Source organism: Paucilactobacillus nenjiangensis (genome assembly GCF_005405445.1).
GTDB classification, from domain to species: domain Bacteria; phylum Bacillota; class Bacilli; order Lactobacillales; family Lactobacillaceae; genus Paucilactobacillus; species Paucilactobacillus nenjiangensis.
The window spans coordinates 37,014-47,670 of the sequence record NZ_BJEB01000009.1 but is presented as its reverse complement, the minus strand read 5'-3'; the positions used below and the strand labels follow the sequence as shown (position 1 = coordinate 47,670).

Below are 10,657 nucleotides of genomic sequence, written 5' to 3'. Positions count from 1 at the left end.
TCAATTAAATTTTGTTGAGTCATGTATTCATTGATTCCACAAATATATTTTGTGTTGGTATCATCAATTTTATCTTGAGCAAGATGAAACAAACGCCAGTTAGTTTTAAGTGCTTTATATGGTCTAGATTTCTTATCTTGAATGCCTTTTAAAACAGAAGTTCTAACGTTGTCAAAAGCGCGATTTACCAGTTGTACAATGTGAAATCTATCTACAACAATTTGTGCATTTGGAAAAAGTCGATGTACAAAAGATTGATAAGACGGATTTAAGTCCATAACAATCGTTTTTACTGCTTGACGTTCTGATAATTTGTATCTATTTTCAAAATAGTCACAAATATCTTTGGATAATCTTGTATCTAGAACTTTAATAATTGAATGCCCTTCGGCATCAATGCATATAAATGAAAAACCTTTATTAACAGATCTAAATTCATCCCAATTCATATGAGTGCCTAAATTTTTAACCCTGTATGGCTCTTGATTGTTGCTGTACAATAACCGTTCTGCCGAACTGGGCGAAATATTTAAAACTTTTGCGATAGAAATAACAGAATGCGAAAGGCGGGCTTGTTCTACAATTTTTGCTTTGATATTAGTAGCTAAACTATGATTTGGTTTAACAATTGGAGTGTGCACACCACATGTTAAATGGCACGTTTTACATTGATACCGTTGTTTCTTTAAATACATGTATGTTTCAGGACCAGAAATAGTCGCCAAACGAATATGGTGCATAGTATATCCATTTTTAATTAGAGTTTCAGTTCGGCATTTAGGACACGTCGTACGGCTGTACGTGAGTACAGCATTGATAATTTTGATGCGCTTGACGATACCATTTTTTACTATTTTTTTATCTTCAACATTAATTGCATTAATATTTTCATCTGTTAATTCACAGAGACTTAGTATAGAGTTAGATTGGGGCATGACAATACCTTCTTTCGATTTTTGTTTAGGCGCTTAAATCTTACCATAGGATGTCATGTCCTTTTGTACGCAAAAAAATCTGATATTAGTTTTCACCAATATCAGATAGTGTAGACCCTAAATAACCGGGAGGAACTTGTGTCATGGAATTAAACCAAAAAACAATTGAAGATTGGCTCAATGGACTCGGCATTGATTTTGCTGGGGCCGTAGAAGTAGTTTAGAATGACAATGCGCATATTATTCACGTTACCGTTGATGAAGATAAAATTACGGAATCTCGTGAAAAGATTATTGCCATCGTGAAAGATAACCTTGCTAAAGGGGTTATTACGGAATATAATGCCAAAGAAGTGATTGAACACCTCTTTGTCACTGAATTTTACTTAGAGGGATTCTAAACAAGCCTAGGTATTGTTAAAAATCAATGGTAAAATATTGTTAATTTGATTAGAAGGAGATTTTCATGACAGAAGTAATTGAAACAAAAATGCTCCAGCAGCTTTAGGCCCATATTCACAGGCGATTAAAGTTGGCAACACCTTATATGGATCCGGTCAAGTTGGAATTGATCCAGAGACCGGTAAATTGGTTGGATTAGATATCGAGAGCCAAACCAAGCAAGTCTTTGATAATATCGCGGCAGTGGTAGCGCACGCTGGCTTCACACGCAATGACATTGTTAAAACTGTGATTTTTCTCGATGATGTTAATCAATTTGATAAGGTAAATGAGCTCTATGCAGATTTCTTCTCAAACAATCTAATTTTACCAGCTCGCTCAACGGTAGAAGTTTCTAAACTACCAGCGGGTGCATTAATTGAAATTGAATATGTTGTTAGTAAATAACATGAAAATACCAAAATCGTAAATATTATGATTTTGGTGTTTTTTTATCGTAAATTACAAAATTAGTTAGGTAAAACCATTTAAACACGAACATTAAATGATATTGTAATATAAATGTATGCAAAACGCGTTGACTATCTGACAGTTCGTTGTTACACTAAGAGTGAAATTTGAATAGTAGGGAGAACATGATGAACAAAATCGCCGTTGTGATGGGATCAATTTCTGATTGGCCCACAATGCAATTAACAACCCAGTTACTTGAACAACTCGGATTAGACTTTGAACCAAAAATCATTTCTGCACATCGAATGCCACAAGAACTACAGACGTTTTCACAAAATGCCAAACAAGATGGCTTTTCAGTTATTATCGCTGGTGCTGGTGGAGCAGCACATTTACCAGGGATGCTAGCCGCCAATACCATTCTACCAGTGATTGGTGTTCCAATTGAAAGCCACGCATTAAAGGGAATGGACTCACTACTTTCAATCGTCCAAATGCCAAGCGGAGTACCAGTAGCTACGACAGCCATTGGGAAAGCCGGCGCAAAAAACGCTGCTTTATTAGCAGCAGAAATCTTAGCAATCAATGATGAACAAATCACTCAAAACTTACTAGATTTTCGCCAGAAACAAACCGAGGAGGCCATCAAAAGTGCAGACCAACTCAAATAAGGTCGTATTGCCAGGACAAACCATTGGAATTGTAGGTGGCGGCCAACTTGGACAAATGATGTCATTTGCCGCCAAACAAATGGGTTATAAGGTGGGCATTTTGGATCCGACTCCTGATAGTCCAGCCGGGCAAGTCAGCGATTTTCAAATTGTGGCTGAATACGATGACCATGATGCGTTAATTAAATTGGCCAAACAAAGCGATGTCTTAACTTATGAGTTTGAAAATGTCGACGTCCAAACATTAAATGAAGCAGCACAATATACGCAATTACCTCAAGGAACCAAAATCCTTGAAATCACTAGTAACCGAATTAATGAAAAAAACTTCTTAAAAGAACACGGAATTCCGGTGACACCATTTAAAGCAATCGAATCTTTAGATCAACTTGAAGGGGCAGTCGCAGCACTCGGGTTTGGTAGCATTTTAAAAACGGCGAGTGGTGGCTATGATGGTCACGGCCAGCTCGATATCAATGATCAAATTGACATTGAAGTGGCAGATGATTTGTTAAGCCACGGCGAATGCATCTTAGAAAAGAAACAAGATTTTGTGAAAGAATTGTCAGTCATGGTGACTCGCAGTAGTCAGGGTGAAATTCAGGTTTTTCCAGTTTCTGAAAATATTCATCGACATCACATCTTGATGGAAAGCATCGTGCCCGCACGTGTGAGCGAAGCCACCAAACAAATGGCGGATAATATTGCGACACAGATTGCTCAAGCATTTGAATTACGAGGCGTGCTTGGCATTGAATTTTTCATGTTAGCCAATGGCGAGTTGTTGGTTAATGAGTTAGCGCCACGACCACATAATTCGGGACACTATTCAATCGAAGCTTGTAACGTGTCTCAATTTGAAGCCCACATTCGTAGTATCTGTGGTTTGGCGATACCACAGATTTTTATGTATCAAGCAGCGGTGATGGTCAATATTCTAGGTCGCCAGCAGGAATCAACAAGGGACTTGTTACCGACGCGACCTAACTGGCATTATCACGGATACGGCAAGGCCGAGCCAAAAATTAACCGGAAGATGGGCCACATTACCATTTTGAATAATGATTTAGAAGCAACACTCAAAAATTTAAAATCAGAAAATATCTGGGAGGCATAACAATGCAAAAACTTGCAGTGATTAAAGAGGGAAAAGCAAAACGCTTTTACGAAACTGATGAAGATGGCGTCGTTTGGGTCGAATATTTAGATCAAGCCACTGCCTTAAACGGTAAGCGAAAAGATCACATTGAAGGTAAAGGGAGTCTGAATAACCAAATTGATACAATTTTATTTGAAAATTTGATGGACAATGGGATTAAAACCCATTTCATTAAGCAAGTTTCAAGTAATGAACAGTTGGTCAAAACTATGAAGATGATTCCTCTAGAAGTTGTGATTCGTAATGCAGCTTCTGGTAGCTTTCAACGTAAATTTCAAATTGATTACCTCAAGCCACTGAATCCACCAGTTGTGGAAACCTTCTATAAATCAGATGCCCTCGATGACCCATTTATCAATGAGAGCCAAATCTTAGCCCTAGAAATTGTGACTGATGAAGAATTAAATTTCATTACTGATTATGCTTTAAAAGTAAATCAAGTTTTATCAACTCGCTATGCGCAAGCCGGCTTGAAGTTAGTTGATTTTAAACTTGAATTTGGTAAAACCAATGATGGCGAAATTGTGTTAGCTGATGAAATTTCCCCAGATAATTGTCGCTTAGTCGATCAGGACACCTTAGCATCGTTTGATAAGGATGTTTTCCGTAAAGATACAGGTGATTTGGTAGATGTTTATTCAGAAGTGTTACGTCGGTTGGTAGAAAGCAAGGAGGCTGCAAATGTATAGTGTCAAAGTGTATGTAACCTATAAAGCATCAATTCTGGATCCCCAAGGTGAAGCAGTCAAAACCGCCTTACATCGTCTCGATTTTACAAATGTCGAATCAGTGACTCAAGGTAAGTATTTCGAATTAATGATTAAAAAAACTGGCAAAAATATCGATGAACAAGTTGAAGAAATGTGTACGGAACTATTAACCAATACCAACATGGAAAGTTACACTTACGAAATTGAAGAACTGACAACCGTGGAGGGCTAATCAAATGAAATATGCTGTGATTCGTTTTCCAGGCTCGAATTGTGATTGGGACATGTTCTATGTTTTACGTGATCAATTACATGTCGAACCAATCTTTGTCGATTATCGTGAAACTGAATTACCAGAAGATGTTGCTGCGGTTTTAGTACCGGGTGGCTTCTCATATGGTGATTACTTACGAAGTGGTGCAATTGCTCGTTTTGCCCCAATTATGACGGACGTCAAACGGTTTGCCGGTGAAGGAAAACCTGTTTTAGGAATTTGCAATGGTTTCCAAATTTTGACGGAAGCTCGTTTATTGCCCGGAGGTTTACGTAAGAATCAACATCTTGAATTTGTTTGTCAGCAACAAGAACTGTTCGTTCAAAATAATCAAACCGCCTTTTCGAACCAATTTGAACAAGGTGAAAAAGTGATGATACCAGTAGCTCATGGTGATGGCAATTATTACTGTGATGAATCAACCCTTCAACAACTGAAAGATAACCATCAAATTGTGTTGACGTATTCTGAAAACCCAAATGGCAGTATTGATGATATTGCTGGAATTGTCAATGAGCAAGGCAATGTGATGGGGATGATGCCCCATCCTGAACGTGCGAGTGAAGATATTTTAGGCGGAACGGACGGATTACGTTTATTTCAAAGCTTTGTTGAAAACCAACAATTACAAAAATAAAAACACACGGTAAATACCAAGGGGAGAATAACCGATGATTGAGTTGCAACCACGCGAAATTGAAGCGCAAAAATTGTATGAACAATGGGGTTTAAGCGAAGCCGAATTTGATAAAGTTCAAGAACTATTAGGTCGCTTACCAAACTTTACTGAAACTGGTTTGTTCGCGGCAATGTGGAGCGAACACTGTGCATATAAAAATTCAAAGCCACTTTTGAAGCAATTTCCAACCACTGGTAAAAATATTCTGCAAGGACCTGGAGAAGGAGCCGGTATTATTGATATTGGTGATGGCCAGGCCGTTGTTTTCAAAGCTGAAAGTCATAATCATCCAACTGCAGTAGAACCTTATCAAGGTGCGGCAACAGGGGTTGGTGGAATCATTCGCGATATTTTCTCCATGGGTGCTCGTCCCATTGCTATGTTAGATAGCCTTCATTTTGGCTCACTAGATGACGCGCATACCAAGTATTTAATTGATCAAACCGTTGCTGGCATTGGCGATTATGGTAATTGTATTGGTATTCCAACTGTTGGTGGCGAAATGACTTTTGAAGACGTTTATCAAGGCAATCCTTTGATGAACGGAATGTGTGTTGGACTTTTAGATTCAGTTCAACAACAAAAAGGTGCCGCTGCTGGTGCCGGAAATTTAATTTTCTACGTGGGTGCCAAAACTGGACGTGATGGTATTCAAGGGGCAATTTTCGCGTCTGCTGAATTTAACGATGAACAAGAATCACAACGGTCTGCCGTTCAAGTTGGTGATCCATTTGCAGAAAAAATGGTGATGGAAGCTTGTTTGGATTTAATTGAAAATCACGCAGATATTTTAGTTGGAATTCAAGACATGGGTGCCGCTGGATTAGTTTCATCTTCTGCTGAAATGGGTGCGAAAGCTGGTTTTGGAATGGATTTGAATCTTGATTTAGTTCCTCAACGTGAAGATGGCATGATTCCTTATGAATTGATGTTGTCTGAATCGCAGGAACGGATGTTGTTATGTATTAAAAAAGGGTATGCAGCTGAAGTGATTGACTTGTTTAACCAATATGAAACTGAAGCAGTCGAAATTGGCACTGTTCGTGATGACCAACAATATATCTTACATCAACATGGTGAAGTAGTTGCAGATGTTGACGTGAAGGCGTTAGTTGATGAAGCGCCCGTTTATCGTAAACCTAGTGCTCGTCCCGCTCGTTTAGATCAGCCGAGTGCAGGCTTTGAACCTGATGCTTCCAAGTTAGCTGACACATTGATGTCAGTCTTACAACAACCAGCTATTGCTAGTAAAGAAAGTGTTTATCGTCGTTACGATTCACAAGTCCAAACCAATACGATTGTCTTACCTGGTTCTGACGCAGCTGTGATTCGCGTACGCGGGACTAACAAAGCCTTAGCGATGACCACGGATGCCAATCCACGTTACTTATTCTTGGATCCTCATCAAGGCGGTCAAATTGCGGTTGCCGAAGCTGCTCGTAACATTGTCGCTTCTGGAGGCGTACCACTAGGAATTACTGATTGTTTGAACTTCGGTAGTCCTGAAGATCCAGAAGTGTACTATGAACTGGAACAAGCTACTAAAGGAATGTCAGAAGCATGTCGCCAATTTGAAACACCCGTTATTTCAGGAAATGTTTCCTTATATAACGAATTCAATGGTGAAGCCATTTATCCAACTCCAATGGTTGGAATGGTTGGCTTGATTGAATCACTCGATTACGTAACCACCCAGAGTTTTAAGAATTCCGGTGATTTACTTTATGTCGTTGGTGAAACCAAAGCCGACTTCAATGGTACTGAAATTCAAAAAATGCAAACTGGTCAAATCGAGGGTCAATTATTCGATTTCGATTTAGCCACCGAAGCTGCTAATCAACAATTAGTCCAACAAGCTATCCGCACCGGATTGGTCAATAGTGTTCATGACATTTCTGAAGGTGGATTGGCCGTGGCAGTTGCAGAAAGTACTTTTGATAATGAAATTGGCGCTCAACTTAACGTTGATATGCCAGCCAGCTGGCTCTTTTCTGAGACACAATCACGCTTTGTTGTTTCAGTTCCCGCTACTCACCAAGCCGCCTTTGAAGAGTTAACTGGCGCACAAGCCATTGGTCAAACTGGTGGCGACCAATTAACCATTACGACTAATGATTTTGATATGAATCTTGATGTTAAAACTGCGAAGAAGGCATGGAAGGAGGCACTCGCTTGGCAAATGAAGTAAAAGGCTTAAACGAAGAATGTGGTGTGTTCGGTGTTTGGGGCGACAATCAAGCCGCGCAACGCACTTATTTTGGACTCCATAGTTTACAACATCGCGGTCAAGAAGGTGCTGGGATTGTGGTACGTAATGATGACGGGAAACTTGTTGGCCATAAGGGAATGGGTTTATTAGCCGACGTTTTTGATCGACAAGAGACAATTGATGAATTAATTGGCACTGCCGCCATTGGCCATGTGCGTTATGGAACGGCTGGCAGCCACGGGATTGAAAATATTCAACCCTTAAACTTTCATTACACTGACTACGACGTTTCGTTGGCCCACAATGGTAATCTGACTAATGCGGTCAGTTTACGTCGTCAACTTGAAGAAAACGGCGCAATCTTCCAATCTAACTCGGATACTGAAGTATTGATGCATTTGATTCAACGTCAACCACAAGCAAAATTTGAAGATCGTTTAAGTGCCAGCTTACGCCAAATTGAAGGTGGCTTTGCCTATTTGATTTTGACTGACCATGCCTTGTATGCTGCACTTGATCCAAATGGATTCCGTCCACTAGTCATTGGTCAACTCGAAAATGGTTCTTGGATTGTAGCAAGTGAGACCTGTGCTTTAGACGTTGTCGGAGCCAAATTTGTGCGTGACGTCCAACCTGGTGAATTAATTACCATTGATGACGAAGGTTATCGCGTGAGCAAATATACTGAAAATACCCAGTTAGCAATCTGCTCAATGGAATATATTTATTTTGCGCGTCCTGATTCAGATATCTATGGGGTTAATGTACATTTAGCTCGTCAACGTATGGGGCGCCAAGTGGCTCGAGAAAACAACATTGATGCTGATATTGTGGTCGGCGTTCCTAATTCTTCCTTATCAGCCGCATCTGGTGTGGCATTGGAGTTAGGCATTCCGGACGAAATGGGATTGATGAAAAACCAATATAGTACGAGAACTTTTATCCAACCTACGCAAGCTTTACGTGAACAAGGCGTCAAAATGAAATTGTCTGCCATTCGTGCAGTGGTCGAAGGTAAAAAAGTCGCGTTAGTTGATGATTCAATCGTGCGCGGTACTACCAGTACTTATATCGTTAAAATGTTACGTGATGCTGGGGCCAAAAGCGTCCACTTGCTAATTGCCTCACCACCGTTAAAATACCCATGTTTTTACGGAATTGACATTGAACATACGCGTGAATTGATGGCTGCTAATTATACGGTTGAAGAAATGCGCGAACAAATTGGTGCCGATTCATTAAGTTTCTTGAGTCTTGAAGGATTAATCAAATCAATTGGTTTAAATCAAGATGCACCGAATGAAGGCTTATGTGTTTCTTACTTTGATGGCGAATATCCAACGCCCCTCTATGATTATGAAGCCACTTTTGAAAATCCAAAAACGGCAAATGATCATGTACTTACCGCAACTTTAAATCAGGAGGTCAATACAAATGCCTAACGCATATGAACGGGCCGGAGTGAACATTGCTGCCGGGGATGAAGTAGTTCAAAATTTGAAGAAAAAAATGTCGCAACAAGATTCTCATGTCCTCGGACAATTGGGAGGTTTCGCAGGCCTGTATGAAATGGATGAGAGTCAACTCGATTCACCTGTTTTAGTAGCTGGAAGTGATGGCGTGGGGACTAAAGTGTTATTAGCCTCCGCGGCGAATAAAGTTGATACGATTGGGCAAGATTTAATTGCCATGTGCGTCAATGATTTGTTGGCACAAGGAGCATTACCTTTATTTTTCCTCGACTATATGGCGTTAGCCGAAGTCAAACCCGAACAGATTGACATTATTTTGAATCGAATTTTAACTGTCTGCCAAGAAAACGGCATTGTGTTGTTAGGTGGAGAAACAGCTGAAATGCCCGGGGTATATCAACCTGGACACTTTGATTTAGCTGGTTTTGCAGTTGGCTTGGCTCCCAAAAGTCAGTTGCTAAATCCGGCTAATGTTACAGCTGGTGATATTTTAATTGGTTTACCTTCAAGCGGATTACATAGTAACGGTTTTTCGTTAGTCCGCAAAATTTTGTTTGACGATAATGATTTTCAATTTGATGATCATTTGGATGAATTAGATGCAACATTGATTGATGAATTATTAAAGCCAACCAAACTGTATGTGGAAGCAATGAAACCATTGTTACAAAAGAAGCTAGTCGCTGGTGCAGCACATATTACTGGCGGAGGTTTGTTGGAAAATGTACCACGGATGTTGCCAGCAGATTTACAAGCTGAAATTGATATCAGTACTTGGTTAAATCAACCAATCTTTGATGTCTTAGTCCAAAAAGGTGATTTATCGGTTGAGGACCGATACGAAACCTTTAATATGGGGTTAGGGATGGTCTTAGCAATTCATCCAGAACAACTTGCAGAGGTTGAATTGGCTTTGGGTGATGAAGTCCATTACCAAATTGGTCAAGTGACACCATTAACTGGAGATCAACAAGTAAAATTGTTGGGAGAAAAAGATGATTAATATCGCAATTTTCGCATCAGGAACAGGCACAAATTTTTCTGCATTATTAGACAAAATTCAATCTAGTGAATTGAATATTAATGTGGTTTGTTTGGTTTGTGATCATCCCGATGCATTAGTCGTACAACGCGCTAAAGACGCTAATATTCCTGTGTGGGCACACGAAATGAAAGAGTTTGAGAATAAGCACGATTATGAAACAGCAATTGCACAATATTTAACATCATTAAAAGTTGATTTACTTGTCTTAGCTGGCTATATGAAAATTGTTTCGGATGTCTTACTGACAGCTTATCCGGGAAAAATTATTAACATCCATCCTGCGATGTTACCAAAATTTCCAGGCCGTCATGGGATTGAAGATGCGTTTGCTGCCGGAGTTAGTTCTACAGGTGTTACGGTTCATTACGTCGATTCCGGCGTTGATAGCGGCCCCATCATCGCACAACAAGCCGTCGAAATCTTGCCATCAGATGATATTGACACTTTAGCCAATCGTATTCATGACGTTGAACATGTTTTATATTTTGACAGTTTATGCAAAGTAATAGAGCGTGATTTCAATCGGTAAGTGGAGTGTGAGGCATTTCGCACAGCGGCTGAGCATAGTGAAGAATAACAAAGATTACGGGTTCAGTAATCGAGTTATTCAAGGCTAGGCGGAAGTCGTTGAAATGAGGAGCCGATTCA

Annotated in this window: 10 protein-coding genes and 1 pseudogene; 10 read left to right on the top strand and 1 reads right to left on the bottom strand. The window is 39.8% G+C overall.

Translation table 11 applies throughout. The features are described 5' to 3' along the window. Positions 1 to 935, bottom strand: a 935-nt coding sequence (locus tag FFM59_RS02480) for an ISL3 family transposase (RefSeq protein ID WP_137601486.1), incomplete at its 3' end; no start/stop codon positions are given. Between the two features lie 492 nt (positions 936 to 1,427). On the opposite strand from FFM59_RS02480, the pseudogene FFM59_RS02475 reads away from it, so the two are divergent. The 10 genes and pseudogenes from FFM59_RS02475 to purN form a co-directional block, all read left to right on the top strand. Continuing rightward, positions 1,428 to 1,784: pseudogene (locus FFM59_RS02475) on the top strand (Rid family detoxifying hydrolase); the annotation flags it as partial. Positions 1,785 to 1,975: 191 nt separating this feature from the next. Continuing rightward, positions 1,976 to 2,461 carry a 5-(carboxyamino)imidazole ribonucleotide mutase gene (gene purE, locus FFM59_RS02470; RefSeq protein WP_137601487.1) on the top strand — a complete coding sequence of 162 codons (486 nt, stop codon included), beginning with the start codon at positions 1,976 to 1,978 and terminating at the stop codon, positions 2,459 to 2,461. Next, on the top strand, positions 2,442 to 3,578 hold the full coding sequence (gene purK, locus FFM59_RS02465; RefSeq protein WP_137601484.1) for a 5-(carboxyamino)imidazole ribonucleotide synthase: 1,137 nt from the start codon (positions 2,442 to 2,444) through the stop codon (positions 3,576 to 3,578). Before purE ends, purK begins: the two co-directional genes overlap by 20 nt. A 2-nt stretch (positions 3,579 to 3,580) precedes the next feature. Then, positions 3,581 to 4,309 carry a phosphoribosylaminoimidazolesuccinocarboxamide synthase gene (gene purC, locus FFM59_RS02460; protein ID WP_137601483.1) on the top strand — a complete coding sequence of 243 codons (729 nt, stop codon included), beginning with the start codon at positions 3,581 to 3,583 and terminating at the stop codon, positions 4,307 to 4,309. After that, positions 4,302 to 4,562, top strand: coding sequence for a phosphoribosylformylglycinamidine synthase subunit PurS (gene purS, locus FFM59_RS02455; protein ID WP_137601482.1), 261 nt, complete (start codon positions 4,302 to 4,304; stop codon positions 4,560 to 4,562). Before purC ends, purS begins: the two co-directional genes overlap by 8 nt. Before the next feature lie 4 nt (positions 4,563 to 4,566). Continuing rightward, the gene (gene purQ, locus FFM59_RS02450; protein ID WP_137601481.1) at positions 4,567 to 5,241 is read left to right on the top strand and encodes a phosphoribosylformylglycinamidine synthase subunit PurQ; all 675 of its coding nucleotides are present in this window, start codon (positions 4,567 to 4,569) and stop codon (positions 5,239 to 5,241) included. A gap of 34 nt (positions 5,242 to 5,275) precedes the next feature. Beyond that, positions 5,276 to 7,471: a phosphoribosylformylglycinamidine synthase subunit PurL gene (gene purL / locus FFM59_RS02445; RefSeq protein ID WP_137601480.1), complete on the top strand. Its 2,196-nt coding sequence runs from the start codon at positions 5,276 to 5,278 to the stop codon at positions 7,469 to 7,471. Then, positions 7,456 to 8,934: an amidophosphoribosyltransferase gene (gene purF / locus FFM59_RS02440; RefSeq protein WP_137601479.1), complete on the top strand. Its 1,479-nt coding sequence runs from the start codon at positions 7,456 to 7,458 to the stop codon at positions 8,932 to 8,934. The genes purL and purF overlap by 16 nt, the downstream gene beginning before the upstream one ends. Next, complete coding sequence (gene purM, locus FFM59_RS02435) at positions 8,927 to 9,967, top strand: phosphoribosylformylglycinamidine cyclo-ligase (protein ID WP_137601478.1); 1,041 nt, start codon at positions 8,927 to 8,929, stop codon at positions 9,965 to 9,967. The genes purF and purM overlap by 8 nt, the downstream gene beginning before the upstream one ends. Next, positions 9,960 to 10,538, top strand: a complete 579-nt coding sequence (gene purN / locus FFM59_RS02430; protein WP_137601477.1) for a phosphoribosylglycinamide formyltransferase — start codon at positions 9,960 to 9,962, stop codon at positions 10,536 to 10,538. The genes purM and purN overlap by 8 nt, the downstream gene beginning before the upstream one ends. The last annotated feature ends 119 nt before the right edge of the window (positions 10,539 to 10,657 follow it).

Bases quoted from the DNA above. Each gene is read 5' to 3' on its own strand.
- purE (WP_137601487.1), top strand. From the start codon at position 1,976: ATGAACAAAATCGCCGTTGTGATGGGATCAATTTCTGATTGGCCCACA.
- purC (WP_137601483.1), top strand. From the start codon at position 3,581: ATGCAAAAACTTGCAGTGATTAAAGAGGGAAAAGCAAAACGCTTTTAC.
- purS (WP_137601482.1), top strand. From the start codon at position 4,302: ATGTATAGTGTCAAAGTGTATGTAACCTATAAAGCATCAATTCTGGAT.
- purQ (WP_137601481.1), top strand. From the start codon at position 4,567: ATGAAATATGCTGTGATTCGTTTTCCAGGCTCGAATTGTGATTGGGAC.
- purL (WP_137601480.1), top strand. From the start codon at position 5,276: ATGATTGAGTTGCAACCACGCGAAATTGAAGCGCAAAAATTGTATGAA.
- purM (WP_137601478.1), top strand. From the start codon at position 8,927: ATGCCTAACGCATATGAACGGGCCGGAGTGAACATTGCTGCCGGGGAT.
- purN (WP_137601477.1), top strand. From the start codon at position 9,960: ATGATTAATATCGCAATTTTCGCATCAGGAACAGGCACAAATTTTTCT.